This is a genomic window from Mesorhizobium sp. M0923 (genome assembly GCF_040319365.1).
Lineage (GTDB): Bacteria > Pseudomonadota > Alphaproteobacteria > Rhizobiales > Rhizobiaceae > Mesorhizobium.
Map to the genome: position 1 here is coordinate 158,228 of NZ_JAMYNW010000012.1, position 24,576 is coordinate 182,803.

The 24,576-nt window shown below is 63.0% G+C and carries 29 protein-coding genes; 14 read left to right on the forward strand and 15 right to left on the reverse strand.

From position 1 onward, the window contains the following. Positions 1-100: 100 nt before the first annotated feature. The 3 genes from NKH89_RS21265 to NKH89_RS21275 all read right to left on the reverse strand — a co-directional run bounded on the left by NKH89_RS21265 (position 101) and on the right by NKH89_RS21275 (position 3,597). A complete protein-coding gene (locus NKH89_RS21265; RefSeq protein WP_352484333.1) occupies positions 101-1,102 on the reverse strand; it encodes an LLM class flavin-dependent oxidoreductase in 1,002 nt (333 codons plus the stop codon). 157 nt (positions 1,103-1,259) lie between these two features. Beyond that, positions 1,260-2,420 (reverse strand): AI-2E family transporter, encoded by a 1,161-nt coding sequence (locus NKH89_RS21270; protein WP_023718182.1) that lies wholly within the window; start codon positions 2,418-2,420, stop codon positions 1,260-1,262. A 118-nt stretch (positions 2,421-2,538) separates the two neighbouring features. Beyond that, positions 2,539-3,597, reverse strand: a complete 1,059-nt coding sequence (locus NKH89_RS21275) for an LLM class flavin-dependent oxidoreductase (protein ID WP_352548082.1) — start codon at positions 3,595-3,597, stop codon at positions 2,539-2,541. A gap of 231 nt (positions 3,598-3,828) precedes the next feature. Here NKH89_RS21275 and NKH89_RS21280 point away from each other — a divergent pair, with 231 nt between their 5' ends. Continuing rightward, positions 3,829-4,257: a DUF6481 family protein gene (locus tag NKH89_RS21280; RefSeq protein ID WP_352484331.1), complete on the forward strand. Its 429-nt coding sequence runs from the start codon at positions 3,829-3,831 to the stop codon at positions 4,255-4,257. A gap of 83 nt (positions 4,258-4,340) precedes the next feature. Here NKH89_RS21280 and sugE read toward each other — a convergent pair whose 3' ends face one another. Both sugE and NKH89_RS21290 read right to left on the reverse strand, forming a co-directional pair. Next, complete coding sequence (gene sugE / locus NKH89_RS21285; RefSeq protein ID WP_352484330.1) at positions 4,341-4,655, reverse strand: quaternary ammonium compound efflux SMR transporter SugE; 315 nt, start codon at positions 4,653-4,655, stop codon at positions 4,341-4,343. 153 nt (positions 4,656-4,808) lie between these two features. Continuing rightward, positions 4,809-4,934 carry a hypothetical protein gene (locus tag NKH89_RS21290; RefSeq protein ID WP_013528464.1) on the reverse strand — a complete coding sequence of 42 codons (126 nt, stop codon included), beginning with the start codon at positions 4,932-4,934 and terminating at the stop codon, positions 4,809-4,811. Positions 4,935-5,149: 215 nt separating this feature from the next. Between NKH89_RS21290 and NKH89_RS21295 the strand changes: the two genes are divergently transcribed. From NKH89_RS21295 to NKH89_RS21305, 3 genes are all read left to right on the forward strand, one after another. After that, positions 5,150-5,959, forward strand: coding sequence for a transglutaminase-like domain-containing protein (locus tag NKH89_RS21295; protein ID WP_023718185.1), 810 nt, complete (start codon positions 5,150-5,152; stop codon positions 5,957-5,959). A 106-nt stretch (positions 5,960-6,065) separates the two neighbouring features. Continuing rightward, complete coding sequence (locus NKH89_RS21300; protein WP_352484329.1) at positions 6,066-7,028, forward strand: cation diffusion facilitator family transporter; 963 nt, start codon at positions 6,066-6,068, stop codon at positions 7,026-7,028. 67 nt (positions 7,029-7,095) lie between these two features. Beyond that, positions 7,096-7,500: a GFA family protein gene (locus tag NKH89_RS21305; protein ID WP_352909820.1), complete on the forward strand. Its 405-nt coding sequence runs from the start codon at positions 7,096-7,098 to the stop codon at positions 7,498-7,500. A 43-nt stretch (positions 7,501-7,543) separates the two neighbouring features. Here NKH89_RS21305 and NKH89_RS21310 read toward each other — a convergent pair whose 3' ends face one another. Beyond that, the gene (locus NKH89_RS21310; protein ID WP_352909823.1) at positions 7,544-8,806 is read right to left on the reverse strand and encodes a DNA recombination protein RmuC; all 1,263 of its coding nucleotides are present in this window, start codon (positions 8,804-8,806) and stop codon (positions 7,544-7,546) included. A gap of 103 nt (positions 8,807-8,909) precedes the next feature. On the opposite strand from NKH89_RS21310, the gene def reads away from it, so the two are divergent. From def to truA, 4 genes are read left to right on the forward strand one after another with little or no spacing between them, the layout of a single operon-like run. After that, complete coding sequence (gene def, locus NKH89_RS21315) at positions 8,910-9,440, forward strand: peptide deformylase (RefSeq protein WP_023718189.1); 531 nt, start codon at positions 8,910-8,912, stop codon at positions 9,438-9,440. Positions 9,441-9,456: 16 nt separating this feature from the next. Then, complete coding sequence (gene fmt / locus NKH89_RS21320; protein WP_352548109.1) at positions 9,457-10,386, forward strand: methionyl-tRNA formyltransferase; 930 nt, start codon at positions 9,457-9,459, stop codon at positions 10,384-10,386. Then, complete coding sequence (locus tag NKH89_RS21325; RefSeq protein WP_292662840.1) at positions 10,383-10,892, forward strand: GNAT family N-acetyltransferase; 510 nt, start codon at positions 10,383-10,385, stop codon at positions 10,890-10,892. The genes fmt and NKH89_RS21325 overlap by 4 nt, the downstream gene beginning before the upstream one ends. Positions 10,893-10,910: 18 nt before the next feature. Next, positions 10,911-11,666, forward strand: a complete 756-nt coding sequence (gene truA / locus NKH89_RS21330; protein ID WP_352591281.1) for a tRNA pseudouridine(38-40) synthase TruA — start codon at positions 10,911-10,913, stop codon at positions 11,664-11,666. Here the strand turns inward: truA and NKH89_RS21335 are convergent. Both NKH89_RS21335 and dapE read right to left on the reverse strand, forming a co-directional pair. Then, positions 11,648-12,256, reverse strand: a complete 609-nt coding sequence (locus NKH89_RS21335) for a hypothetical protein (RefSeq protein WP_023718193.1) — start codon at positions 12,254-12,256, stop codon at positions 11,648-11,650. The genes truA and NKH89_RS21335 overlap by 19 nt on opposite strands. A gap of 2 nt (positions 12,257-12,258) precedes the next feature. After that, positions 12,259-13,458 carry a succinyl-diaminopimelate desuccinylase gene (gene dapE, locus NKH89_RS21340; protein ID WP_352852492.1) on the reverse strand — a complete coding sequence of 400 codons (1,200 nt, stop codon included), beginning with the start codon at positions 13,456-13,458 and terminating at the stop codon, positions 12,259-12,261. A gap of 129 nt (positions 13,459-13,587) precedes the next feature. Here dapE and NKH89_RS21345 point away from each other — a divergent pair, with 129 nt between their 5' ends. Next, positions 13,588-14,619 carry a 2-dehydropantoate 2-reductase gene (locus NKH89_RS21345; protein ID WP_352495035.1) on the forward strand — a complete coding sequence of 344 codons (1,032 nt, stop codon included), beginning with the start codon at positions 13,588-13,590 and terminating at the stop codon, positions 14,617-14,619. Here NKH89_RS21345 and NKH89_RS21350 read toward each other — a convergent pair. The 4 genes from NKH89_RS21350 to dapD form a co-directional block, all read right to left on the reverse strand. Further along, the gene (locus NKH89_RS21350) at positions 14,609-15,709 is read right to left on the reverse strand and encodes a GGDEF domain-containing protein (RefSeq protein ID WP_352909828.1); all 1,101 of its coding nucleotides are present in this window, start codon (positions 15,707-15,709) and stop codon (positions 14,609-14,611) included. The genes NKH89_RS21345 and NKH89_RS21350 overlap by 11 nt on opposite strands. Positions 15,710-15,937: 228 nt before the next feature. After that, positions 15,938-16,726: a hypothetical protein gene (locus NKH89_RS21355; RefSeq protein WP_352484325.1), complete on the reverse strand. Its 789-nt coding sequence runs from the start codon at positions 16,724-16,726 to the stop codon at positions 15,938-15,940. Between the two features lie 21 nt (positions 16,727-16,747). After that, positions 16,748-17,119: a DUF805 domain-containing protein gene (locus tag NKH89_RS21360; RefSeq protein WP_031193743.1), complete on the reverse strand. Its 372-nt coding sequence runs from the start codon at positions 17,117-17,119 to the stop codon at positions 16,748-16,750. Between the two features lie 24 nt (positions 17,120-17,143). Then, complete coding sequence (gene dapD, locus NKH89_RS21365; protein WP_352484324.1) at positions 17,144-17,998, reverse strand: 2,3,4,5-tetrahydropyridine-2,6-dicarboxylate N-succinyltransferase; 855 nt, start codon at positions 17,996-17,998, stop codon at positions 17,144-17,146. 145 nt (positions 17,999-18,143) lie between these two features. On the opposite strand from dapD, the gene NKH89_RS21370 reads away from it, so the two are divergent. Continuing rightward, the gene (locus NKH89_RS21370; RefSeq protein ID WP_023718198.1) at positions 18,144-18,983 is read left to right on the forward strand and encodes an LOG family protein; all 840 of its coding nucleotides are present in this window, start codon (positions 18,144-18,146) and stop codon (positions 18,981-18,983) included. Positions 18,984-19,017: 34 nt separating this feature from the next. On the opposite strand, the gene NKH89_RS21375 is transcribed toward NKH89_RS21370, so the two are convergent. Beyond that, on the reverse strand, positions 19,018-19,725 hold the full coding sequence (locus NKH89_RS21375) for a pyrimidine 5'-nucleotidase (protein ID WP_023677476.1): 708 nt from the start codon (positions 19,723-19,725) through the stop codon (positions 19,018-19,020). A 161-nt stretch (positions 19,726-19,886) separates the two neighbouring features. On the opposite strand from NKH89_RS21375, the gene NKH89_RS21380 reads away from it, so the two are divergent. Beyond that, on the forward strand, positions 19,887-20,648 hold the full coding sequence (locus NKH89_RS21380) for a GGDEF domain-containing protein (protein WP_023718199.1): 762 nt from the start codon (positions 19,887-19,889) through the stop codon (positions 20,646-20,648). Between the two features lie 69 nt (positions 20,649-20,717). Here the strand turns inward: NKH89_RS21380 and NKH89_RS21385 are convergent, their stop codons facing one another. Further along, the gene (locus NKH89_RS21385; RefSeq protein ID WP_023718200.1) at positions 20,718-20,885 is read right to left on the reverse strand and encodes a hypothetical protein; all 168 of its coding nucleotides are present in this window, start codon (positions 20,883-20,885) and stop codon (positions 20,718-20,720) included. 93 nt (positions 20,886-20,978) lie between these two features. Here NKH89_RS21385 and NKH89_RS21390 point away from each other — a divergent pair, with 93 nt between their 5' ends. Then, positions 20,979-21,479, forward strand: a complete 501-nt coding sequence (locus tag NKH89_RS21390) for a MarR family winged helix-turn-helix transcriptional regulator (protein ID WP_352484322.1) — start codon at positions 20,979-20,981, stop codon at positions 21,477-21,479. Here NKH89_RS21390 and phhA read toward each other — a convergent pair. Continuing rightward, the gene (gene phhA, locus NKH89_RS21395) at positions 21,474-22,307 is read right to left on the reverse strand and encodes a phenylalanine 4-monooxygenase (RefSeq protein ID WP_023718202.1); all 834 of its coding nucleotides are present in this window, start codon (positions 22,305-22,307) and stop codon (positions 21,474-21,476) included. The genes NKH89_RS21390 and phhA overlap by 6 nt on opposite strands. Before the next feature lie 140 nt (positions 22,308-22,447). On the opposite strand from phhA, the gene NKH89_RS21400 reads away from it, so the two are divergent. Together NKH89_RS21400 and bchE are read left to right on the forward strand one after the other, a co-directional pair. Further along, positions 22,448-22,924: an Lrp/AsnC family transcriptional regulator gene (locus NKH89_RS21400; protein ID WP_023718203.1), complete on the forward strand. Its 477-nt coding sequence runs from the start codon at positions 22,448-22,450 to the stop codon at positions 22,922-22,924. 102 nt (positions 22,925-23,026) lie between these two features. Then, positions 23,027-24,574 carry a magnesium-protoporphyrin IX monomethyl ester anaerobic oxidative cyclase gene (bchE, locus tag NKH89_RS21405; RefSeq protein WP_352909830.1) on the forward strand — a complete coding sequence of 516 codons (1,548 nt, stop codon included), beginning with the start codon at positions 23,027-23,029 and terminating at the stop codon, positions 24,572-24,574. Positions 24,575-24,576: the final 2 nt, after the last annotated feature.

Sequence of the window (24,576 nt, forward strand, 5' to 3'; positions counted from 1 at the left end):
AAGCGCGCGAACTGTTCGCGATGTCTTCGCACACCTGTTCGCGATGTTCCCTGCCTAAGGCCGGCCTTGCCCGCAACAGTGCCAAGTGGCGAACCAGCTCTCAGGCAGCTTCCGACAGCGATTTGTGGGCGTCGGTCAGGATCTCGAACGAGCGCACCCGCGCCGCATGGTCGAAAATCTGCGCTGTGACCATCAGTTCGTCGGCGCCGGTGCGGCGCACGAATGCCTCGATGCCTTGCCTGACCGTTTCGGGGGAGCCGACGACAGCGCAGGAAAGCGCCTGGCCGAGCATGATCTTGGCCATTGGATCGAGGTCGCGCTCATATCCTTCGACCGGCGGCGGCAATCGGCCGGGCCGGCCGGTGCGCAGATTGACGAAGGCCTGCTGCAGCGAGGTGAACAACAGCCGCGCCTCGGCATTGGAAGGAGCAGCGAAGACATTGAGGCCGAGCATCACATAGGGCTTGTCGAGCTGCTCCGAAGGCTGGAAGCGCGAGCGGTAGATCTCCAGCGCATGGTCGAGCTCGGCCGGCGCAAAATGCGAAGCGAAGGCGTAGGGCAGGCCGAGCATGGCGGCAAGCTGCGCGCCGTAAAGGCTGGAGCCGAGAATCCAGATCGGCACCTTTTCGCCTTCGCCGGGCACCGCGCGGATGCGTTGGCCGTCTTCGGCTGGCTGGAAGTAACCGATCAGCTCGACGACGTCCTGCGGGAAATTGTCGGCGCCAGCGTCGAGGTTGCGGCGCAGCGCCCGTGCCGTGGGCATGTCGGTGCCGGGCGCCCGGCCGAGGCCGAGATCGATGCGGCCAGGATGCAGAGCGTTGAGCGTGCCGAATTGCTCGGCGATGACAAGTGGCGAATGATTGGGCAGCATGACGCCGCCGGCGCCGACGCGTATCGTCTTGGTGCCGCCGGCAACGTGGGCGATGACTACCGAAGTGGCGGCGCTGGCGATGCCGGGCATGTTGTGATGCTCAGCCAGCCAGTAGCGCTTATATCCCAGCCGCTCGGCATGACGGGCGAGATCGAGCGAATTGGCGAGCGACTGCGAAGCATTGCTACCTTCGACGATCGGCGACAGGTCGAGAACGGAAAGAGCGGTCATCGGCGGGGATTCCTGTGGACCGGACGGATGTAGGAAGCCGTTGCCGGGGCGGCAAATTCAAAATGTTGATAGAGCGCTGTGCGCCCGACGGATGTGCAACCGATGCAAGGTCGTTGATATGCACACCAATCAGTGACGCTTTTGGGCTCTTAAGCCGCTACCTTTTTGGCTCGGAAATCTCTTCATCCTCGATTACCGCCGTGTGCTGCGCCGCGAGGAAATTGCCGACATGGCTGAGACCGTCGAAATGATCGCAGAATACCTTGATGACGACCAGCAGCGGCACCGCCATCAGCGCGCCGACGAAACCCCATAGCCACGACCAGAAGGCGATGGCGATCAGGATCGCCACGGCGTTGATTTCGAGACGGCGGCCGACCACCGTCGGCGTCACGAACTGGCCTTCGACGACGTCGCATAAGAGGACGAAGGCCGGCGCCAGCAGCGCATAGGAAATCGTGTCGAAGCTGATCAGCGCGATGATCGTGACCAGCGTGATGGTGGTCAGCGCCCCGATATAGGGCAGGAAATTGAGCAAGGCCGCTGCCGCGCCCCAGACCTGCGCGTTGGGCACGCCGAGTGCCCACAGGCCGAGCCCGATGACCACGCCGAGACATGTATTGATGACCGTGACAGTAAGCAGATAGTGCGAGATTTCACGCTCGACGTCATAGACTACGCGCAGCGCCCGCTTCTTTTCGCTTAGACTGGGGAAGGACTGGACGATCTTTTCATAGAACATCGTGCCCGAGGCGAGCAGGAACAGCGACAGGACGAAGACGATGGTGACGCTGGCGCCGGCCGACAGCACATTGCCGGCGGCCTGCGAGAGAATACCCGATGGCGCCATCGCCACCCTCTGAACGCCCGGCTCCTGGGACGTCTGTGTCAGGCCCTCGATCTGGCGCGAAATCTCCACGATCCGTTCGAACGGACGGCGCAGTTGTGCCAGACGTTCGGTAAGCTGCTGGCCGATCGTCGAGGTGTTGTTGATGAGGTCGATGACCGGGCCGCTGAGCAGATATCCCGCGACGGCGACGAGGCAAAACGAAAGCAGCACCAGCAGTGTCGCCGAAATGACATCGGGCATGCCATGCTTGCGCAGGAAGCGAACGATCGGCGTCAGCGTCAGCGCCAGCAGAAAAGCCAGAATGACCGGCATGAAGAAGGCGCGGGCGAAGTAAAGCGCGTAGATCGCCATGAGGATGAAGATGCCGACGAGCAGCGAACGCATCAGATGCGCATCCGCCCGCGCCTCGACGCGCGAATCCGGGCTTTCGGCAGCGCTTGCGCCCGAAGCGGCGGGTTCGGCCTTCATTCTGACCCTCGGCGGCACACCGCGATTGGTGTAGACCGTTGGCGAAAACGCCTCTGCGGCTTCAAGGTTCCGTTAGCCGGCGTCACCGGCAAGGCCGCCTCGCGGCTTTGCTGGTGAATCAGGCAACCGGCGCTGCCGCGGCGACGGCCTTCGCAGTTTCCCGGCGCACGATCGGCGCCACCTTGGTGCCGTAGAGTTCGATAGCCTTCATGACCTTGGCGTGCGGCATGGTGCCGATCGCCATTTGCAGCAGGAAGCGGTCGTTGCCGAATATCCTGTGCTGGGCAATGATCTTGTGCGCCACCTGTTCTGGATTGCCGACGAACAGGGCGCCGTTCGGGCCGCGCGATTGGTCGAAATGAGCCCGCGACGTCGGCCCCCAGCCGCGCTCGCGGCCGATGCGGTTCATCACTTCGGCCTGCGGCCTGTAGAAATCGTCGGCTGCCTGGTCGGCGGTGTCGGCGATGAAGCCGTGCACGTTGAGGCTGGTGGCAAGGCTCGCCGGATCGCTGCCGGCCCGCCTGGCTGCATCCCTGTAGATGTCGAACAGTGGTGCAAACCGCGCCGGTTCGCCGCCGATGATCGCCAGAGCCAGCGGCAACCCGAGTACGCCAGCCCGCGCCGCCGATTGCGGCGTACCACCGATCGCGACCCAGATCGGCAATTTGTCCTGAAAGGGCCGGGGATAGACGCCGCGATCGTTGATCGGCGCGCGCAGACTGCCCGACCAGGTCACCTTGACATGATCACGGATGGCGAGCAGCAGGTCGAGCTTCTCGGCAAAGAGCTCGTCATAGTCTTCGAGATTATAGCCGAACAGCGGAAAGGATTCGATGAACGAGCCGCGCCCGGCCATGATCTCGGCCCGGCCGCCGGACAGAAGATCGAGGGTGGCAAACTGCTGAAAGACGCGCACCGGATCGTCGGAGGACAAAACGGTGACCGCGCTGGTCAGCCTTATGCGCTTGGTTCGTTCGGCAGCCGCCGCCAGCGCCACCACCGGAGCGGAGGCAGCATAGTCGGGACGGTGGTGCTCGCCGAGACCAAAGACGTCCAGCCCGACCTGATCGGCGAGCTCGATCTCCTCGATCAGGTTGCGCAGCCGCTCATGCGCACCGATCGCACCGGGACCCGGTTCCGGGCTGACGTCAGCGAAGGTGTAGAGACCGAGTTTCATAGTGGTGTCATCCTAGCGTTTTGTCTTGGCGCTACAGGTAGCGATCAGTCCGCTGCGCCGCCAGAGGCCTGGATGGTGAACAGTGCGGGTGGCTTTCAGCCGAATTCGATCGAAATGGCGTCTCCCGGTTGCAACAGATCAGAATTTCATGGCTGGCATACCGTTTTGGCGCTTGAACTCTCGGTTTTCACGCGTATGTAAGCCTCGCAAATTGACTCCAGGGAAGTGGACTTGGCTATCTACAGGGAAAAAGACGTTTTCGAGCGGCGCAATGCCGCAAACGAGGCAAAGAAGGCGCTTCTGGAGCGCTTCAAGGCAAAGCCGGCGGCAGATGATCCAGCGGTGCTGGCACGACAGGCCGAGCGCAAGGCAGTCCTCGAGGCCCGCGCGATACGCGAGGCCGAAAAGGCCAGGCTGAAGCAGGAAAAGCTGGCGCGCGAAGCGGCCGAAAAGGCCGAGCGCGAGGCAGCTGCCGAAGCGGCACGCATTGCCGCCGAAGAGGCAGCACAGGCCGAAGCGAAGATCCGGGAAGCTGAAGAGAACGAGCGCATCGCCCGTTTTCTTGCCGACGAGGCCGAACGCAAGGCCAAGCGTGACGCACGCTATGCCGCGCGCAAGCAGCGCACCGGCAGGACGCCGCCCGGCTTCTCCGCCCGATAGCGCCTTCCGGCGCTGATCGGCCGAATTCAAGAATCAGGGCCGCCTTGCAGCGGCCCTGAAGGCGTTTGGTCTGTCGGGCCGACTTAAGCCGCGAGCTTCAGTCCCATAATGCCGCAAACGATGAGCGCGATGCAGGCCAGCCTGATCGCGGTCGCCGGCTCCCCGAGCAGCCATATCCCCAACAGCGCCGTGCCGACGGTGCCGATGCCGGTCCATACCGCATAGGCTGTGCCGACCGGCAGTGCCTTCAGCGCCAGGCCGAGCAAGGTCAGGCTGACAATCATCGAGGCTACCGTCAGGACGGTTGGCAGCGGCTTCGAGAATCCGTCGGTGTATTTTAGGCCGATCGCCCAGCCGATCTCGAACAGGCCGGCGAAGAACAGGAAAATCCACGACATCGGAACGCTCCGTTTCGATGGCTCCCGGCCGATCTCTTGAAAGCGCAAAAACTATCTTCGCCGCATCCATATGGGATGCTCGTGCGCTTAATGAACAACAATACCGGCCGCATTTGCGGCCGGTCGAAATAAGCCAAAACGGTAGCTGCGGCCCTACTTGTCCTTCAGCTTCATCGCCTTCACCGGCGGTGCCTTCAGGGCCGGCGCCGGAGCGGGTTTCTTCGCGTCCTTCTTCGGCTTGCGGGCTTCCTTGCCTGCCTTCATCGCACCTTTAGCCATGATTCGTTCCTCCGGTTGATGTCTGGCGAAGTGAAACAAGAGAAAACGCTAGACTGCAAGAGGCCGCTGCCGTGCAGTCGCCTTGGCCGATGGCTGTCAACCGGTTTCTAATTCCCTCGTAAACCGCAGCGGTCCGTGCGATGGTCCTCTTCGCACTGCAGCATCAGCCCTTGCGTTTCGCCGGCTGATGATCGCGCAGTCCGGTCAGGACGACAATGCGGATCCACATCGGTTGCCAGATGAGCTTCGACTTCCCGCAGGAAACACCGCTGATCGCGATGCTCAACGTCCATTATTCGCGCGCATCCGATCTCGAGCGGCCGGACTTCCTGACGTCGAACCCGCCGGTGCCGATCGAAAGCTATCGCGACAGTTTCGGCAATTGGTGCAACCGTCTCGTTGCGCCGGCCGGGCGCTTTGCGTTCGGCACGGACGCGGTCATCCGCGACCCCGGCTCCTTCGAGACGCGCGAGCTGACGGCATGGCAGCATGAGGTGCGCGATCTGCCGTCGGAGACGCTGCTGTTCCTGCTGCCCAGCCGCTATTGCGAGAGCGACGTGCTGGCGAACGAAGCCTGGCGGCTGTTCGGCAATACGCCGCTCGGCATCCCGCGCGTCCAGGCGGTCTGCGACTTCGTCCATAACCATATCGTCTTCAACTATTTCAATGCACGGCCGACACGCACCGCAGCCGAAGCCTATCGCGAGCAGAGTGGTGTGTGCCGCGACTTTGCCCACCTCGCAGTCGCCTTCTGCCGCGCCCTGAACATCCCGACCCGCTACTGCACCGGTTATATCAGCGATATCGGCCTGCCAAAGCCGTGGTCGGACATGGATTTCGCCGCCTGGATGGAGGTTTATCTCGGCGGCCGCTGGCACGCGTTCGACCCGCGCAACAACGCGCCGCGCATCGGCCGCATCCTGATTGCCTCCGGACGCGATGCCGCCGATGTCCCACTCACCCACATTTTTGGACCGGGCGCGCTGGCTGGCTTCAAGGTCTGGACGGAGGAGGTCATCGAATAGCCTCTCGCGCTGCCCTTTTGAACAACTCGACACTTCGGGCGTTGTTCGAGCTGTGGAGCGTGGGCGTGCTCCGCTAATCTCGGTGCATCAACCAAGGCAGCACACCATGGCGGCGCATGGCGGGTCGAAAAAAGTGATCTATGCGGCGCTCGCCGGCAATCTTGCGATCGCCCTGACCAAATTCGCCGCTGCCTTGTTCACGGGCAGCTCGGCAATGCTCTCGGAAGGCGTCCACTCGCTCGTCGATACCGGCAATGGCAGCCTGCTGCTTTACGGCATGCACCGCGCCGCCCGGCCGGCCGATCGGACGCATCCGCTAGGCCATGGTCGCGAGCTGTATTTCTGGAGCTTCATCGTCGCGCTCCTCGTCTTTGCACTGGGCGCCGGCATATCGTTCTACGAAGGCGTGACGCACATCATGGCGCCGGAGCCGATTGCCAACGCAAAGGTGAACTACGCTGTACTTGGCCTTTCCTTCCTGTTCGAAGGCACCTCCTGGCTGGTGGCGCTGAACGAGTTCCGCCACCAAAAAGGCAGCCACGGCTGGCTCGAGGCGGTGCAGCTCAGCAAGGACCCGAGTGTCTACACCGTACTCTTCGAGGACAGCGCGGCACTTCTCGGCCTCGTTGTCGCCTTCGCCGGCATATTGGCGGCGGAACTGCTGGACATGCCGAAGCTCGACGGCGCCGCGTCGATCGGCATCGCGCTGATCCTGGGCGCGACCGCGATCTTCCTGGCCCGCGAAAGCAAGAGCCTGCTGCTCGGCGAGCCGGCCTCGCCCGAGGTGCAAATGAAAGTGCTGGCCATTGTCCAGCAGGACCCGGCGGTGCGGCGGGCAAATGGCGTACTGACGCTCCATATGGGGCCTCAGGAGATCGTCGCCGCTCTGAGCATCGAGTTCGAGGACCACTTGTCGGCGCCCGAGATAGAGACCTGCGTCGAACGCCTCGAGACACGGCTGAAGGCGGAGATGCCGGAGGTCACGCGCCTGTTCGTCAAGCCGCAGACCACCGGCACCTGGGAACGGCGGAGCAAGGCCTTGGCGGCGTCCGGAGGGGAGCCGGCCTGAGGAAAATGGCTGCGCCATCGGGCAGTCCCGGTTATGATTGCGCGCAAAAGCTCCAGGAGGAACGAAGATGAAAATCGACGGCGGGTGTCATTGCGGCGCCATTACTTACGAGGCCGAGGTCGATCCGGAAAAGACCACCATTTGTCACTGCATCGATTGTCAGAAGCTAACCGGAACGGCCTTTCGCGTCACCGTGCCGGCGTCCGAGGACAATTACACGATCACCAAGGGCGCGCCGAAAATCTACATCAAGACCGGTTCGAGTGGTGCCAAGCGCGCTCAGGCATTTTGCGGTGAGTGCGGCTCGCATCTCTACGCCACGTCGGCGGACGCGGGACCGAAGGTTTACGGCATCAGGGTCGGCACGGCATGGCAGCGCGATCAACTGGTGCCGAGAAAGCAGATCTGGCATCGCTCGGCGCTGCATTGGCTGCCGGAATTCGAAGGCACAACCATCATCGAGGAGCAGTAGCGCCAGACCGGGCGAAGCCTCGGCTCCGGTTCCGGCGTAGCTCTCAATCGTCGCCTTCGACGACCCTTAGCCTCAGCTGCCCGGTTTTCGAATCGGCAACACGCGCGCTGCTTTCCGCTTTTGCTCCGCTGCCATTCGACCCAGCGGTGTCCTCCGCCGGCTGCACGCCAAACTCCAGCGCCTCGATCTTTTGTCCGCGCCTGGTCACCTTCGATGTCGAGACGAGGATGTCCTCGATATCCTTGGCCGATTGACCGAAATGCGTCTGCAATTTGCGCACCCGCTCGTCGAGCCGAGAGACGTCTTCCATCAGCCGGATGACCTCGCCCTGGATCAGGTGCGCCTGCTCGCGCATACGGGCATCCTTGAGGATCGCCTGGATGACCTGGATCGACAGCATCAAAAGCGATGGCGAGACGATGACGATCCGCGATCGATGCGCCTTTTGGACAACGGCCTCGAAATTCTCGTGGATTTCGGCGAACACCGATTCCGAGGGCACGAACATGAAGGCAGTGTCCTGCGTCTCGCCCTGGATCAGGTATTTTTCGGAAATATCCCGGACATGCACCTCGATGTCGCGGCGGAAAGCCTGAGCGGCGGACTTCTGCAGGTCGGCGCCTTCGGCGGCACGGATGGCATTCCAGGCCTCGAGTGGAAACTTTGCATCGATGGCAAGCGGCGGTGCGCCGTTCGGCATCTTCACCAGGCAGTCGGGCCGGCTGCCATTCGACAAGGTCGCCTGGAATTCATAGGCGCCGTGGGGCAATCCGTCGGCGACGATGGCTTCCATACGCGACTGGCCGAAGGCGCCGCGCGTCTGCTTGTTGGAAAGGATCGCCTGCAATTGCACGACCTGGCCGGCCAGCGACTGGATGTTGCCTTGCGCGATATCGATGACCGCCAGCCGCTCCTGCAGCTTGGCGAGGCTCTCATGCGTCGATCTCGTCTGCTCGGTCATGGTCTGGCCGAGGCGGCCGGTCATGGCGTCGAGGCGCTGGCCGATCGACTGGGTCAGTTCGGCCTGACGTGCCCCGAACACTTCGGCGATAGCGCCCATACGGCCCTGCATTTCCGCCTGGCTTGCCAAGATGCCGGCCATCCGCACCTCGGCGTCGCGGGCGTGGTCGGCGGCTTCGGCGGCCGCCATTGCACGCGCCTTGGCCGATCGCCAGAGCGCAATGACGAGCGCCACGAACAGGCCGAGGAACAGCATTGCGCCGAAACCCAGAGCATGGCCGAGCGTGATCGTGGTGGCGCCGAGGCGGGCGACAGGTTCGGACAGGATGGTGGCCAGATCGTTCATGCCGACAGCATAGATGATTCGGTCTGGCGGCACAGATCAAAACGTGAACGACCAGAAGGCGTCCCGGTTGACGCTTTTCCTGCGAGGTCTTAGGTGAGACGCCATGTCGATCAAGCCGCTTATCATCCTCCCCGATCCCGTCCTGCGTCAGGTTTCAAAACCGGTCGAGCGTGTCGACGGTGATTTGCGTAAACTGGCCGGCGACATGCTGGACACCATGTATGACGCGCCCGGCATCGGCCTCGCGGCGATCCAGGTCGGCGAACCCTTGCGCTTGCTGGTGATCGACCTCGCCAAGGAGGACGAGACGCCGGCACCGCACGTCTTCATCAATCCCGAAATCCTCGACAGCTCCGACCAGCGTTCGGTCTACGAGGAAGGCTGCCTGTCGATCCCGGATTACTATGCCGAGGTCGAGCGTCCGGCAGCGGTGCGGGTGAAGTATCTCGATCGCGACGGCAAGCTGCAGGAGATCGAGGCCGAGGGGCTGATGGCGACCTGCCTGCAGCATGAGATCGACCACCTAAACGGCGTGCTGTTCATCGACCACATCTCCAAGCTGAAGCGCGACATGGTGGTCAAGAAATTCAAGAAGCTCGCCAGGGACAAGGCGCCGGGCAAGATGGTGGGATAGGGGTCGACGAATGCCCCTGCGTGTCATCTTCATGGGTACGCCCGAATTCTCCGTGCAGACGCTGCGAGCGATCGCCGGGGCAGGGCATGAATTGGCAGCCGTCTACACGCAGCCGCCGCGCGCCGCAGGCCGGCGCGGGCTCGAGCTGACGCCGTCGCCGGTGCAGCGTGAGGCGGAGCGGCTTGGCATCGAGGTGCGGTCGCCGGTGTCGCTGAAGAGCGAGGCGGAGCAGCAGGCGTTCCGCACCTTGCGCGCCGATGTCGCCGTGGTCGTCGCCTACGGGCTGCTTCTGCCCAAACCTATTCTCGAGGCGCCGCGGCTCGGTTGCCTCAATGGCCACGCATCACTATTGCCGCGCTGGCGCGGCGCTGCCCCTATCCAGCGCGCCATCATGGCCGGCGATACCGAGACGGGCATGATGGTGATGCGGATGGAGGAAGGCCTCGACACCGGGCCTGTGGCAATGGTTGAAAAATGCGCCATTGGACCCGACATGACGGCCGGCGATCTGCACGACCGGCTGATGATCCTGGGTGCTGCGCTGATGGTGCAAGCGCTCGAACGGCTCGAGCGGAATACGCTGACATTTACCACACAGGCGGAGGTGGGGGTGACCTACGCCAAGAAAATCGATAAATCGGAGACTCGCATAGACTGGCTGCGACCTGCCGGCGACGTGCACAACCAGATTCGCGGCCTGTCGCCCTTTCCCGGTGCATGGTGCGAGGCCGAAATCGGCGGCCGCATGGAACGGCTGAAACTGCTTCGCTCGACGCTCTCGCAAGGCGCCGGCGAACCGGGAGGAATTCTCGATGACCGGCTGACGGTTGCCTGCGGGTCAGGCGCGATCAGGCTGGTCGAAGTTCAACGTGCGGGCGGAAGGCCCATTGCCGCGCAGGAGTTTCTGCGCGGGGCCAAGCTCGAAAAAGGGATGAAATTGTCATGAGCATGATGTCCATACGCGCGGCGACGCCGCGGGACCGCGAGGCGATCCGCCTTGTCGAAGAACACGCATTCGGCCAGCAGGCGGAGGCCGGACTGGTCGACGCGCTGGTCACCGGCGGTGATGCCGTCGTCGAACTGGTGGCGGACGAAGACGGGCAAGTGGTCGGCCATATCCTGTTTTCACGGCTCTTCGTGCAGAATGGCGGCAAGAGCTTCCCGGCAGTCGCGCTGGCGCCGCTGGCAGTCGAGCCGTCGTTCCACGGCACCGGCATCGGCGGTGCCCTGGTCCGCGAGGCTCATATCCGCCTGAAAGCCGCCGGCGAGACGCTCGCTGTGGTGCTCGGCGATCCGGCCTACTATGGCCGCTTCGGCTACAGCCGCGCCCGTGCAGCGAAATTCGAGAGCGACTACCAAGGCGAGGCTTTGCAGGCGCTTGCCTGGGGCGAGGCGCCGGAGACCGGCAGGCTGGTCTACGCCTCGGCCTTCGGCTCAGCCCTCGCCGCCTGATTTCGCCTCGATCCGGGAATGCCGCGTTTTCGCCTCGACATCGAATATGACGGCAGTCTCTTTGCCGGCTGGCAACGCCAGGCCAATCAGCCTTCGGTGCAGCAGGCGATCGAGCAGGCGATCGAGAAGTTCTGCGGCGAGCAGGTCTCTCTGCGCGCCGCCGGCCGCACCGATGCCGGTGTCCATGCGACCGCTCAGGTGGCGCATGTCGATCTGGTCAAGGCATGGCCCGGCGACAAGGTGCGCGACGCCGTCAACGCGCATCTGCAAGCGGCCAAGGCGCACATCGCCATCCTGAAGGCCGCCGTCGTGCCGGATAGCTTCGATGCGCGTTTCTCGGCGATCGGCCGCCACTATCTCTACCGTATCGTCAACCGCCGCGCGCCAGCAGCGCTCGACAAGGGCAAGATCTGGTGGGTACCGAAGCAGCTCGATGCCGCCGCCATGCACGAAGCGGCAAAAGTGCTGCTTGGCCGGCATGATTTCACCACCTTCCGCTCGACCCAGTGCCAAGCCACCAGCCCGGTCCGCACGCTCGACCGGCTGGATGTCAGCCGGGCGGGCGATTTCATCGAAGTCCGCGCTTCGGCGCGGTCATTCCTGCACAACCAGGTGCGCTCGATGGTCGGCTCGCTCAAACGTGTCGGCGAAGGCGGCTGGGCCATTGCCGACCTCAAGGCCGCGCTCGAGGCGCGCGACCGTGCAGCCTGCGGTCAGGTGGCGCCGCCCGACGGGCTGTTTCTAGTCGGCGTCGATTATCCGACGCCTGGCTGATCCGGCACGCTGATACCGAGCAGCGCCTGCAGGCCGAACAGGACGATCAGCGACGCCACGAACATGCCGGCAAAAACAGCGCTGCCGACAGCCGCACCCCTGCCGATGGCAACGTTGGTCATCCGCCAGGTCAATACCATTGACAGCGCGAACAGCAGCAGCGACACCAGCCCGGAGACTTCGTTGGCCGATGTCAGGAAAAGCCGGATCAACGCCGATGGCAGCATCATCCAGGCGATGATCGCCGAGGCCCAGTTGCTGGCGACGACATAATGGACGAAACGGCTGCCGACGCCGACCCGCGGCGCGACCAGGGCCAGGCCGATGAGCGGCAGCACCCAGGCGCCGATATCGACGGTGGCCAGCCGGATCAACATGCTGAAACGGCCGACGAATGCGTCGGGATCGCCGATCTCGTTGGCAATGCCGACCCAGCCGACGATCAATGCCGGCGCCGCGACGACGATGGCAAAAAAGGAGTTCCAGAAACCGTCCGCCGAAAGGTCGAGCAGGCGAAATCCGTCGGCCTTGCCGAGCATCAGCCGCCAGGCGCCGGCAAGCGAAGCATAGGTTTCATCCGCTGAAAGCATCACTAGGATATGTCCTGCGCAAACCAGTCTTCAACGAAGCGCAGATAAATCTGCGTCAGCGTCTCGAGATCGGCAATCGCCACACGTTCGTCGACCATGTGCATGGTCTTGCCGACCAGGCCGAATTCGACCACCGGACAATAATCCTTGATAAAGCGGGCATCGGAGGTGCCGCCGGAGGTGGAGAGCGCCGGCTTCCTGCCGGTCACCGCTTTGACCGAACCGCCAAGCGTCTCGATCAGCCTGTCGTCGCGTGTCAGGAAAACATGGCTCGGCCCGTCGCGCCAGACGATCTCGTAGTCGACCGGCGTCTTCTTGCCGGCGCGGTATTTCTTGCGTTTCGCCGCCCGGTCGAGGCGGTTGTGGATCTCGGCCTGGATCGTCTCGGCGGTCCATGTGTCGTTGAAGCGGATATTGAAGGTAGCTGCTGCCTTCGCCGGGATGACGTTGGTGGCGGGATTGCCGACATCGATGGAGGTCACCTCAAGATTCGTCGGCTGGAAATCCCTTGTTCCGTTGTCGAAGACGGGGTGCAGCAAGGCGTCGACCAGCGTCACCAGGCCGCGCACCGGATTGTCGGCTAGCTGCGGATAGGCGGCGTGGCCCTGGCGGCCGTTGACGACGACCGTGCCCGATAGCGAGCCGCGCCGGCCGATCTTGATCATATCGCCAAGCGCGTCGGGATTGGTAGGCTCGCCGACGATCGAGGCATCCCATTTCTCGCCTTTGGCGGCCGCCCATTCGAGCAGCTTCGTCGTGCCGTTGATCGCCGGGCCTTCCTCATCGCCGGTTATCAGCAGCGAGACCGACCCCTTCGGGCCGCCCTTCTGCTCGACATGTCGCGCCACCGCCGCGACGAAACAAGCAATGCCGCCCTTCATGTCGACGGCGCCGCGGCCGAACATCTTGCCATTGGCGATCTCGGCGCCAAAGGGCGGGTGCGTCCAGGCTGCCTCGTCGCCCACCGGCACCACGTCGGTATGGCCGGCAAACATCAGATGCGGGCCATTGCCGGAACGCCGCGCGTAAAGGTTCTCGATGTCCGGTGTGCCGGCTTCGGAAAACACCGGTCGCTCGACCGCAAAGCCGAGCGGCTTCAACATCGCCTCCAGCGCGCGCAGCGCGCCGCCTTCGGCGGGCGTCACGGAAGCACAGCGGATGAGTGCAGCGAGATTTCTAACCGGATCGGTAGGCAGCATCATGGGCAAAAGCGATAGTCGAAAGCGCAAGGTCTGTCACGGCCAGACGTGAGGGCCAGCCATGCCGCCGACATTATGGTTTTCATGTCGTATAATTGCGGCAAGGTCTCTCGACCAGAACAGGGCCATCGCATGGTCACGCGTGGCAAGACGATCGTAATCGCCGGTGCCGGCAGTATCGGCTGCTACGCCGGCGGCTGCCTGATACTTGCCGGGCGAAAGGTGTTTCTGCTGGCGCGACCGCGCGTCGAGAAGGCCCTGCAAGAAGCTGGATTGCGCATCACCGACCCTGACGGCCGCGACCGTTCTGTCAAACCGGACGCATTGTCGGTCACCGCCGATCCGGCGGTAGCATTCTCCGATGCCGATGTCATTTTGGTAACGGTCAAGAGCGGCGCGACGCAAGACATGGCCGGGCTGATTGCCGCCCATGCCCGACCGGACGTGGTGATACTCAGCCTGCAGAACGGCGTCGACAATGCCGATAAATTGCGAGCCCATCTCACCGCCCAGCCGGTGCTCGCGGGCATGGTGCCGTTCAACGTGGTCCAATCGCCGGAGGGCGAATTGCCGCTTCGCCTGCACCGCGCCAGCGGCGGCAAAGTGATGATCGAACAGGGCTCGGCGGGCCTTGACGAACTGCTTGATGTCGAGGGGTTTGCCGTCGCGACGCATGGTGACATCGACGCGGTGTTATGGGACAAGCTGCTGCTCAACCTCAACAACGCGCTGGTGGCGCTTTCCGGTCTGCCGCTGGCGGCAGAGCTTGCCGATCGCCGCTGGCGGCTGATCCTGGCCGGTCAGATCGACGAAGCATTGGCGGCAATGACGGCGACAGGCATCGAACCCGCTCGCATCGCCGGCCTGCGTCCCGCACTGCTGCCGAAAGTGCTTCGCCTGCCCGACGGGCTGTTCAAGTTCTTGGCGCGGCGGATGCTTGCCATCGATCCGGCCGCGCGTTCGTCGATGTGGGATGACCTGCGGCGCCGCCGGTCGACGGAGATCGGCGAACTGCAAGGCGCGGTCCTGCGTTTGGCCGAAAAGGCCGGCACGCCGGCGCCTTTGCTGAAGCATGTCACTGCACTGGTGCGCGCGGCCGAGCAGGAGAGGCGCGGATCGCCTTGCTTGCCGCCGGAAGCTGTCGCTGCGACCGTCAGATCGTAGCCCGCACAGGCGCCCAATAACGGCCCTTGCCGGTGCGCTTGGCTTCGTAGAGTGCATGGTCGGAACAGGTGAGCAGGATTTCCGGATCGCCGCCGTCGGGGGGTGCAAAGGCGCTGCCGACGCTCAAGCCGACATGGATGGCGGAACCGACCCCGAGGTCGAAAGGCACCGAGACCTTTTCGATGGCCCGCTTTGCCAGATAGGTGGCCTCGATCTCCGAGGTTGCGGGCAAAAGGATGACGAATTCGTCGCCGCCGATACGGAAGACCACGTCCCCCGGCCGGAAGCCGCGCTTCAATCGTTCGGCCACCTTGCGCAGCAGCACGTCGCCGACCGCATGACCAAAACGGTCGTTGACCTGTTTGAAGCCGTCGAGGTCCATGCTGAGCACGGCAAACGGCTTGCCGCCATTGGCGGCCGGCGCCGCAAGGTCGCGGCACATGTCGCGCAATTTTTCCTGCAGGAAGATGCGGTTTGGCAGGCCGGTCAGCGCGTCCTTGATCGCCAGGTCGCGATTGTCCAGCTCGGCGCGGATCATGCGGGCGTTGATTGCGTGGTTCTGAAGCAGCACGATGATGACGCCGGCCACATAGAACGGCGTTTGAATTCCGACGATCGGCATTCCGGGCGCTGCGGAAAACAATGCACCGACCACGTAAGGCAGGCTTACGGCCAACATGACGAATATGGCGAAGCGCGGGGTGGCCGCATTGCGTGACGACACCACGCCAACGACACCTGCGACATTCAAGGCGGCAAGTACGGAAAGCGCCATATTCCCGCTGGCAACACAGCCATAGCAGCCGAGGCCGAAAACGACCGACCATACACCGCTGGCTGCCATCAGGCCCGCCAGCGGCCCTTTCGAGCCGCGCCTGCGGGCCTGCTCGCATTCCCGCATCAGCAGAACGCGGACGACGAAAAGCATCAGGTCGGCTGCGATCCAGGCGTAGGGCCACCAATCCTTCGTGGCAAGTGCGGCGCTGACCGCAACCACCAGAACGCTGATGGTGCCGAACAAGACTGCGAATTTGCGGTCGAAAGTGGTGTCGAGAAGCCGGGCGCGGACGGCTTCCGGTTCCAATCTCATCGGCGAAGAGAACCAGGCAAACAGGCGAGCGGCGGCGCTCCACGTTTTGCGCGGCTCCTTGGTGGTCAGGGATAGGTCGCTTGCCAGTCGAGCGCTCCGTGCCGGTCGACACAGTTTTCGCCGGCATGCTGGGCCAGGGTGATTAACATTCGCTTAGAGCGTCGGGCGCAAAACCGGGCGAACTCCCCGCTCTGCCGCTCTAGCGGATCTGCCGCCGGCTCGCGGGTCTTAGCTTGCCGGCCCCGGTCGTCTGCGGACTGCAGGCCGACGCGGCGGACCCGGCTCGGGATCGGTTTTCTTCGCATGTGCCGGCTGCCCATGAGGGGTTTCGATCAGCGTGATCTTCTGCCAGATCTTTCGCGACAGGTTCGACGCCAGGTTCTCGATGTCATTGACGCCATCGATGACCACGGCGTCATTGACCGACTGGGCAAACAGCGCGGCGATCTTGCCGGTGATCGACAACATTTCGGAGCAATAGTCGAGATAGCGGGCAAGGTCGGCGGCGTTGGTGATGCGGGCTGGCGAATGTGCAGTCGGCTTGAAACTGGCTGAAAGTGCTGCCGGATCCTTGGTCAGCTGGTGCATGTCGATGACGTGGATGAGCGACCGCAGCCCGTGGAGTTGGCGGAACACCCGCTTGCGCTTGATCCGCTCCTCGGAGCGGATCAGGGCCAGGAAGCCCAGCACGGCGAGGATGATCATGTTGAGGGAGGCTTCGATGCCTTGCACCGACTGGAAGGCATCGTGGTTTCCCGAGATGCGGCCGAGCGGCAGGATTGTGCCGACGAACAGGAACATCAGCGCTCCGACGACGAAAGCGGCGATGATGAGGCCGCGCAGCCACCAGATCGGCGCCTCCAGCGCCTTGGCTGCCTTTGCCAGATCGCGCGACAGCGACACGAGCTCGGCGGCGACGCCGCGCAGGCCTGCATCGGGAAAGCGCTCGGCGACGCGCTCTTCCAGCCGTTCGGCGGTTTCGAGGATCAGTTTCGAATCAAGCGAGCGGTAGCGCATGACGAAATGTCCGATTGGCGCTCAGGGTTCGGCCGGTGCGTTGGTGCGCTTGCCGTAGCGGTTGGGGCCTGGGTCACTTTTGAAAAAAGCCAGGATAAAAAGCAGGACGAAGCCGATAATGAGAGAGATCAATGCGTAATAGGCAGGCTTGCCGAAATCATGGAACCGCTTCGCCGTTAGCGCAAAGGTCGACCATGTCGAGACGAACACAGCGATCCATAAGGCGAGCGCCCAATACTGGCTCGCGGCAGTGCCTAACGGCGTTCGCGCGAACTGGTAGAGCAGAAAGAGTTGAACGATGACCGGCAAGAGGCCAGCCAAAACATAAGCGCTCGGATTCACCCGCCCAGAAAGGCTGAAGAAAAGCCATAGGAATTGAGGTTTGTCAGTCAACCCGGTGCATCCGTTCTCGGGAGATCAATCGCGCAGCAATTCGTTGATCGAGGTCTTGGAACGGGTTCTTGCGTCGACCCGCTTGACGATGACGGCGCAGTAGAGGCTGGGGCCGGGCTCGTTGTTTGGAAAAGGCTTGCCCGGCAGTGAGCCGGCGACGACGACGGAATTGGCCGGCACTTCGCCGTAGAAGATCTCGCCGGTGGCGCGGTCGACGATCTTGGTCGATTGGCCGATGAAGACACCCATGCCGAGCACTGAGCCCTCGCGAACAATGCAGCCCTCGACCACTTCGGAACGGGCGCCGATGAAGCAATTGTCCTCGATGATGGTTGGGCCGGCCTGCATCGGCTCCAGCACGCCGCCGATACCGACGCCGCCCGACAGATGCACATTCTTGCCGATCTGGGCACAGGAGCCGACCGACGCCCAGGTGTCGACCATGGTGCCGCTATCGACATAGGCGCCGACATTGACGAAGGACGGCATCAGCACGGCGCCCGGCGCGACATAGGCAGAGCGGCGCACGATCGACGACGGCACGGCGCGGAAGCCGGCCTTCTCGAAATCGACGGCGCTCCAGCCGTCGAACTTCGAAGGCACCTTATCCCACCATACCGCCTGACCGGGACCACCCTTGATGATCTCCATCGGGTTGAGCCGGAAGGACAGCAGCACCGCTTTCTTCAGCCACTGGTTGACGTGCCATTTGCCGTCGGCCTGCCGCTCGGCGACGCGGGCGACGCCCCGGTCGAGCAGGTCGAGCGCCGATTGGATGGCCTCGCGCGTCTCGCCGCGGGTTGCGGTCGAAATGGTGTCGCGTTCCTCGAAGGCGTTCTCGATGATCTTCTCGAGACTCGCGAGATCGGGCTTCGACATGAATTCGCTCCATTACCAAGCTGTTAAGGGCCGGCGCCTTAACCTGTTTGAAAGTCGCGCGGACCCTATGTGAAGGCTTGGGGAGGGTCAATCGCGGCAGCGTCACGGGACGGCGCAAGTGAATGATTGGACGGGTAAAGCAAATATGACTCCCATGGAAAAGGCGGGGTGGACGCCGCTACCGCATTCGGACGAGGATCTGGAGCGGTCGAAAAGCGTGCCGGACACGCCGCAAACGCGCGCGGAGACATATCGGCTGGCCTGGAACGACCCCGATTTCATGACGCGGCGCGAGTTGCGCGCGGTCAGGCTGCAGCTCGAACTGCTGAAACCGGAGATGATCCTGGCCGAGCGCGGCATCCAATCGACCGTCATCCTGTTCGGCGGCGCGCGCATCCCCGAGCCCGGCGGTGAAGCCTGGGCGGCCAAGAACGAGACGCAGAAGAAGAATCTCGAGCAAAACAGCAAATACTATGAGGAGGCGCGCAAATTCGCCCGCCTCTGCTCGCAGCAGTCGGCCACTTCGTACTATCGCGAATTCGTCGTGGTGACCGGCGGCGGGCCTGGCGTCATGGAGGCCGGCAATCGCGGCGCCGACGATGTAGGCGCGCCGTCGATCGGTCTCAACATCGTGCTGCCGCACGAGCAGGCGCCAAACGCCTACGTGACGCCGGAACTCTGCTTCAACTTCCACTATTTTGCGGTCCGCAAGATGCATTTCGTCATGCGTGCCAAGGCCGTTGCGGTGTTTCCCGGCGGCTTCGGCACGATGGACGAGTTCTTCGAGACGCTGACCTTGATCCAGACCGGCCGCATGGAACGCGTGCCGGTCATCCTGTTCGGCAAGGCTTTCTGGGCAAGGGCTATCGACCTCGACTTCCTCGCCGAGCAAGGCACGATCACGCCCGGCGACCAGGATATCATCGATTTCGTCGACACCGCCGATGAGGCCTGGGGGATCGTCAGCCGCTTCTATAAACTTTGACATGCAAGCAAGGACTTGAAGCGCGCCGGCTGCCTCAAGCGGGGACTTCGACGATCGCCGTGAGAAAGCCGGCGAGATCGTCGGTGACGAAGTCCACGTCGTCCTCGTTGGCCGGGTCGCGTTCCCAGATTTCCGAGAAGGTCGGCTCGAAATTGCGCGGCACCACCAGCACCGTGGTCATGCCCAGCGATTTCGGCACCGACAGGTTGCGGGCGAGGTCTTCGAACATCACCGCATTTTGCCCGGTGACGGCGTGGAGTTCGGCAAATTTCTCGTAGGATTGTCGCGCCGGCTTGGGGTTCAGCCCGGCTGCGACGATATCGAAAATGTCGTCGAAATGCTCGAGAATGCCCAGCTGCCGCGCGGTGCGTTCGGCATGCCGGCGATCGCCATTGGTGAAGATGAATTTGCGGCCGGGAAGCTGGCGTATGGCGGTGCCGAGGACGGGATCTGGCACCAGCCAGGAATAATCGATGTCGTGGACCTTCTCGAGAAAGTCGTCGGGGTCGATGCCGTGGCGCGTCATCAACCCGTTCAGTGTCGTGCCGTATTCCCGGTAGAGCTCCTTCTGCAGCTTGCGTGCTTCCTCGCGCGGCAGCGTCAGCAATTCTCCGACATAGGCGGTCATCTTCACATCGATCTGCGAGAACAGATTGGAATGGTGCGGATAGAGCGTGTTGTCGAGATCGAACACCCAGTCGGTGACATGGGCAAAGCGGGCGGGGTCGGGAAGCGTGGTCATACCGTCCTTATGGCACGAAACGATCTTTCTAACAGGAGGTTTATCCACAACCTATGCGCGCCCTGGGTGGTGAAAATGGTGCCGTGATTAAAATCTTAAGCATCGCCGAAAGGTGACATTCAGCGCTTGCTGGCACCAAGACGGACCAGTGGGAGCAAGCGATGAATCGCATATTTCTAAAGTCTGCCGCCATCGCTTTCGCCTCCGTCGCCGTCTCACTTTTGCTGACGCTGATCGTCGTGCCGGCAATGGGTTTTCCGATCAATCGCACCATCTGGTTGACGTCTACCGTATGCCCGCTGGCTCTTGCCTGGGGCGCCGGCGCCTATACGGTCTGGCAGGGCGAAAGGTTGAAGACCGCGCATCGCGAACTCGCCCGCGCCCATGCCCAGCTCGCGGCCGCCCACAGGCGCTTGGCGGAAAAGGCGAGCCGCGACGACATGACCGGCATGCTCAACCGCGAAAGTTTCTTTGCCGCCCTCGACGGCTCTCGGCGTAAATCCGATCGCGGGGCATTGCTGATCGTCGATGCCGACCATTTCAAGACCATCAACGACAGCTACGGCCATCTGATCGGCGACGAGGCGCTGCTCCTGATCGCAAGTGCGATAGAGCGTGGCGTGCGCAGCGGCGATGTCCTTGGCCGCATCGGCGGTGAGGAATTCTGCGCCTTTCTGATCGGCGCCACCGAACACGAAGCCAGGCGCGTCGCCGAGCGCATCCGCCGTGAAGTAGAGCGTATCCGTTTCCGGCCCGTCGACGAACGAACCGTTCCGCTGACGGTCAGTATCGGCGGGACCACCTGCGGCGAGGACGCCGCAGTGTCGGAGCTGATGCGCGCCGCCGACCAGCGGCTCTACGAGGCCAAGCATCGCGGCCGCAACCTGTCGATCATCGATCGTGACATTTCCGAAGCGGCGTGAGCTCAGCCCTAAGCCTTGTGCTGGAAAAATTCTACCTATCAGAATTCAACCGCGCCGCGGCCAGTGCTGTCAAAATCCGAAGATGGCGATGCGGAACAGCAGGGCAGCGGCCGCCAGCGCGACCAGTGCAATACCAAGGCCAATGGGAGAACCCCAGCCATACCATTCCATCGCCAGCTTGGCGTATTTGAATTCTTCGGCCGGTGTGAGTGGGCCGCGCGTCTGGTTCTGGTTCATTGTCCACTCCTTGCGTGCTGCGACAGGCCGTGCCTTGCGCCCGACGCAGCATATTACTATAATAGCCGTAATGTTAGGCAAATTGATAGTTAGATGATCGAAGTAAATTCGTCAAGCATGAATCGGGCCGACATGAAGACGGCCATCAGCCTCGCCATTATGGGCTGGCAGGACGCGACGCAGGCTTATGACGAGGCAGTAGGCGATAGGCTTGAGCTGAGTACGGCGGAACGCCATTGCCTGGCGCTGCTCTATGGCGGCCCGCAATCGGCTGGCGAGGTCGCGGCCGCAACAGGGTTGACGCCGGCCGCAGTCACCGCGCTGATCGACCGGCTGGAGGCGCGCGGCCTGCTGACACGAACGCGCAGCCTCGAGGACAGGCGCAAGGTGGTCATAGAGGCGACGGAACTCACGCGAGAACTATCGGCGCGCTATTATGGTGCGATCGCGCAGGAGGGAGAAAGGGTGATCGCCACATTTAGCGACACCGAGCTGGCCACGATCCTTCGCTTCGTCACCGCATCGCTCGACCTTCAGCGCGACCAGCTTGCCCGGCTGAAAGCCGAGGCCCTGGAAACAGCCGACAGCCTATAGGCTCGCCGGGTCGAGCGCCGGCTCGCCTTTGCGGCGCGCCACGATCGCCGCAAGATCGGCGGTCTCGAAAGCATCACGCAGCACGTCGAAAGACGGCAGCACAAAATAGGCACGCTGGAACTTGTCGATCTCGTAGCCGGTGCGCATTACGGTTTCCAGGTCGAAGGGGACATCGTGCGCGTCGCCGCCTTCGACCGCGAACTGAAGCTCGGTGAAGGATGACATCAGCCCGGCGCCGAACGCCTTCAGCGGCTGGCCCGGCTCGCGTATCAGCCCGTATTCGACGGTGTACCAGTAAAGCCTGGTGATCATCTCGTCGCCGCCGAGCGCAATCACGCTGTCGGCCCTCTTGCCATACATCTGCATGAAGTCCGCAAAGACCGGCTGCGTCAGGATCGGCACGTGACCGAAGAAATCGTGGAACATGTCGGGCTCGACGATGTAGTCGAGCTCCTTTTGGGTTCGCAGCCAGTTGGTGACCGGGAAGCGGCGGTTGGCGAGGTGGTCGAAGAACGGCTGGGCCGGAATGAGCCCCGGCACCGCGACGATCTCCCAGCCGGTGAGCTTGCGCAGCTTCTCGCTGACCTCACCGAAATCCGGGATCTTGTCGAGAAGGCCGAGCGCCGCAACGCCATCGAGATAGGAATGGTGGGCGAGCTTCCTGGTCAGCTTCGTCTGGCGGTCGCACAGCGTGCGCCACACCGCCTGTTCTTCGTCGCTATAATTGTAGCCCTGCGCCACGGTGAAATCGGCACGGCAGACCGAATAATCGCCGCGAAGGCCTCGCGCCGCGCATTCGCGGGCGTAGTCGGCAACGTTCATCGTCATGGCTTGCTCTCCCTGGAAATCATGATCAGCGGATCGTCGGAAATTCTAGCCGGATGGCGTGAGGCAAATCAGCTTTGATGGTGGCTCAAATGCGGGGTTGGAGGTAAAAGACTCCACGATCGAGCTTTGGGAGAGTGAAAATGCCTCAGTTTGACGAATTCGAGATCAAGATGCTCGACAGCCTGCAGCGCGACGGGCGCAAGCCGGTATCCGAACTGGCGCAGGAGATCGGCCTGTCGACGACACCTTGCGCGCGGCGCTTCGAGGCGCTTCAGCAGGCGGGCATCATCAAGGGCTTCGCCGCGGTGCTCAGCCGTCGTGCCGTTGGGCTGATGGTCGAGGTGTTCATCCAGGTGCGCCTGACCAGCCACAGCGACGGCTCGCCCGAAAGCTTCATCGCCGCCGTCCAGCGGATGGACGAGGTGTCCTCATGCTGGACCATGACCGGCGATCATGATTTCCTGTTGCATGTGATGGTGCCGTCGGTCGACGAGCTCAATGCCTTCGTCATGCACCGGCTGATGCGGCTCGAAGGCGTGCGCGACGTCCACACCCAGCTTGTGCTGCAGAACATCAAGGGGCCGGGCCATGTCCCGCTTGCACATCTCAGACGGTAGGCATTTCTGCGGAAAAGCTGCACACAAACTGCTGAAGCGAGCCAATCTCCAGCGCTAGATCGCCGACTACGACATGCGGACCGCCATTGCATAAGGTCCGCCATGAAAATCGTCCTGATCAACCCGCCACATACGGCCATCGGCAGCCGTGTGCCGGACGACCATCTGCCGCCGCTCGGTTTGCTGGCACTGGGCGGTCCGCTGATCGACGCGGGACATCAAGTGCGACTTGTGGACGCCGAATTCGGGCCGATGCCGCTTGCCACGCTGGTCCGGGACGCCTTGAGCGATCATCCCGACTGTATTCTGATCGGCCATTCCGGCTCGACCTCTGCGCATCCGACAGCCCTACTGATCGCCGGCATGGTCAAACACATCGATCCGGCGACAATCCTGATTTATGGCGGCGTGTTTCCGACCTATCACTGGCGCGACATACTGGCCGAAACGGAGGCCTTCGACTTCATCGTTCGTGGCGAGGGGGAGGCGACCATCGTCGCGCTGGTCGAAGCGCTTGAAAAACGCAAGCCGCTGTCGGATGTGGCGGGCATCGCCTTTCGCGACGATTTGCGCCGGCCTTTTGCCACCAACCCGGCAAGGACGATCGCCAATCTCGACGACTACCGCATCGGCTGGGAACTGATCGATATCACTCGCTATAGCTATTGGGGAGGCAAGCGTGCGGTGGTCATGCAGTTCTCGCGAGGCTGTCCGCATCTGTGCAACTATTGCGGCCAGCGGGGGTTCTGGACGCGCTGGCGGCACCGCGACCCCGTGAAGTTCGCGCGGGAGATTGCCTGGCTATACCGCGAGCACCGCGTCGAGCTGATCAACCTTGCCGACGAGAACCCGACCTCGTCCAAAAAAGCCTGGCGCGCCTTTCTCGATGCGATGATCGCCGAGAATGTGCCGGTGCTGATCGTCGGCTCCACCCGCGCCGACGACATCGTCCGCGACGCCGGCAGCCTGCATCTCTATCGCAAGGCCGGCGTCATCCGCTGGCTGCTTGGCATGGAAAATACCGACGAGCAGACGCTCCAGTTGATCCGCAAGGGCGGCAGCACCTCATCCGACCGCGAGGCGATACGGCTGCTGCGCCTCAACGGCATCTTGTCGATGGCGACCTGGGTGGCCGGTTTCGAGGACGAAAGTTTCCGCGACCTCTGGCGCGGCTTCCGCCAGCTGATCGCTTATGACCCCGACCAGATCCAGGCGCTCTATGTGACGCCGCACCGCTGGACGCCGTTCTTCAGGATTGCCAGGGATCGCAAGGTGATCCAGCTGGACGCCCGCCTGTGGGACTACAAGCACCAGGTGCTGCAGATGACCCGCCTCAAGCCGTGGATGTTGTTCTTCGCCGTCAAGCTGATCGAACTGGCCGTGCAGTCGCGGCCCAAGGCCTTGGCGCGCATCCTGTTCCACAAGGATCCGGAGCAACGGCATTCGATGCGCTGGTACACCAAAATGGGCCGCCGCGTCTGGTTCCGCGAAGTCTGGGGCTTTCTGGTCCGCGACCGCCGCCTGAAGAATGGCCCGACGCTCGCCGAATTCTGGGGCGCGCCGCAAGACCAGGAAGAGGAATCGATGGTGGTCGCGCACCCGGCGCGCAGGCTGACACCGCCTGCGACCACGATTTCGCCGTGCGCCTGACC

What these genes read in the sequence shown, in the direction of transcription:
- dapD (WP_352484324.1), bottom strand. Translation starts at nt 17,998, where the DNA reads ATGTCGAAGCCCGATCTCGCGAGTCTCGAGAAGATCATCGAGAACGCC.
- NKH89_RS21375 (WP_023677476.1), bottom strand. Translation starts at nt 19,725, where the DNA reads ATGACCACGCTTCCCGACCCCGCCCGCTTTGCCCATGTCACCGACTGG.
- NKH89_RS21345 (WP_352495035.1), top strand. Translation starts at nt 13,588, where the DNA reads ATGGTCACGCGTGGCAAGACGATCGTAATCGCCGGTGCCGGCAGTATC.
- NKH89_RS21400 (WP_023718203.1), top strand. Translation starts at nt 22,448, where the DNA reads ATGCCTCAGTTTGACGAATTCGAGATCAAGATGCTCGACAGCCTGCAG.
- NKH89_RS21290 (WP_013528464.1), bottom strand. Translation starts at nt 4,934, where the DNA reads ATGGCTAAAGGTGCGATGAAGGCAGGCAAGGAAGCCCGCAAGCCGAAG.
- NKH89_RS21265 (WP_352484333.1), bottom strand. Translation starts at nt 1,102, where the DNA reads ATGACCGCTCTTTCCGTTCTCGACCTGTCGCCGATCGTCGAAGGTAGC.
- NKH89_RS21275 (WP_352548082.1), bottom strand. Translation starts at nt 3,597, where the DNA reads ATGAAACTCGGTCTCTACACCTTCGCTGACGTCAGCCCGGAACCGGGT.
- truA (WP_352591281.1), top strand. Translation starts at nt 10,911, where the DNA reads ATGCCGCGTTTTCGCCTCGACATCGAATATGACGGCAGTCTCTTTGCC.
- NKH89_RS21295 (WP_023718185.1), top strand. Translation starts at nt 5,150, where the DNA reads ATGCGGATCCACATCGGTTGCCAGATGAGCTTCGACTTCCCGCAGGAA.
- phhA (WP_023718202.1), bottom strand. Translation starts at nt 22,307, where the DNA reads ATGACGATGAACGTTGCCGACTACGCCCGCGAATGCGCGGCGCGAGGC.
- NKH89_RS21350 (WP_352909828.1), bottom strand. Translation starts at nt 15,709, where the DNA reads ATGAGATTGGAACCGGAAGCCGTCCGCGCCCGGCTTCTCGACACCACT.
- NKH89_RS21370 (WP_023718198.1), top strand. Translation starts at nt 18,144, where the DNA reads ATGACTCCCATGGAAAAGGCGGGGTGGACGCCGCTACCGCATTCGGAC.
- NKH89_RS21300 (WP_352484329.1), top strand. Translation starts at nt 6,066, where the DNA reads ATGGCGGCGCATGGCGGGTCGAAAAAAGTGATCTATGCGGCGCTCGCC.
- def (WP_023718189.1), top strand. Translation starts at nt 8,910, where the DNA reads ATGTCGATCAAGCCGCTTATCATCCTCCCCGATCCCGTCCTGCGTCAG.
- NKH89_RS21305 (WP_352909820.1), top strand. Translation starts at nt 7,096, where the DNA reads ATGAAAATCGACGGCGGGTGTCATTGCGGCGCCATTACTTACGAGGCC.
- NKH89_RS21390 (WP_352484322.1), top strand. Translation starts at nt 20,979, where the DNA reads ATGATCGAAGTAAATTCGTCAAGCATGAATCGGGCCGACATGAAGACG.
- NKH89_RS21380 (WP_023718199.1), top strand. Translation starts at nt 19,887, where the DNA reads ATGAATCGCATATTTCTAAAGTCTGCCGCCATCGCTTTCGCCTCCGTC.
- NKH89_RS21355 (WP_352484325.1), bottom strand. Translation starts at nt 16,726, where the DNA reads ATGCGCTACCGCTCGCTTGATTCGAAACTGATCCTCGAAACCGCCGAA.
- NKH89_RS21335 (WP_023718193.1), bottom strand. Translation starts at nt 12,256, where the DNA reads ATGCTTTCAGCGGATGAAACCTATGCTTCGCTTGCCGGCGCCTGGCGG.
- NKH89_RS21325 (WP_292662840.1), top strand. Translation starts at nt 10,383, where the DNA reads ATGAGCATGATGTCCATACGCGCGGCGACGCCGCGGGACCGCGAGGCG.
- dapE (WP_352852492.1), bottom strand. Translation starts at nt 13,458, where the DNA reads ATGATGCTGCCTACCGATCCGGTTAGAAATCTCGCTGCACTCATCCGC.
- NKH89_RS21310 (WP_352909823.1), bottom strand. Translation starts at nt 8,806, where the DNA reads ATGAACGATCTGGCCACCATCCTGTCCGAACCTGTCGCCCGCCTCGGC.
- bchE (WP_352909830.1), top strand. Translation starts at nt 23,027, where the DNA reads ATGAAAATCGTCCTGATCAACCCGCCACATACGGCCATCGGCAGCCGT.
- sugE (WP_352484330.1), bottom strand. Translation starts at nt 4,655, where the DNA reads ATGTCGTGGATTTTCCTGTTCTTCGCCGGCCTGTTCGAGATCGGCTGG.
- NKH89_RS21270 (WP_023718182.1), bottom strand. Translation starts at nt 2,420, where the DNA reads ATGAAGGCCGAACCCGCCGCTTCGGGCGCAAGCGCTGCCGAAAGCCCG.
- NKH89_RS21385 (WP_023718200.1), bottom strand. Translation starts at nt 20,885, where the DNA reads ATGAACCAGAACCAGACGCGCGGCCCACTCACACCGGCCGAAGAATTC.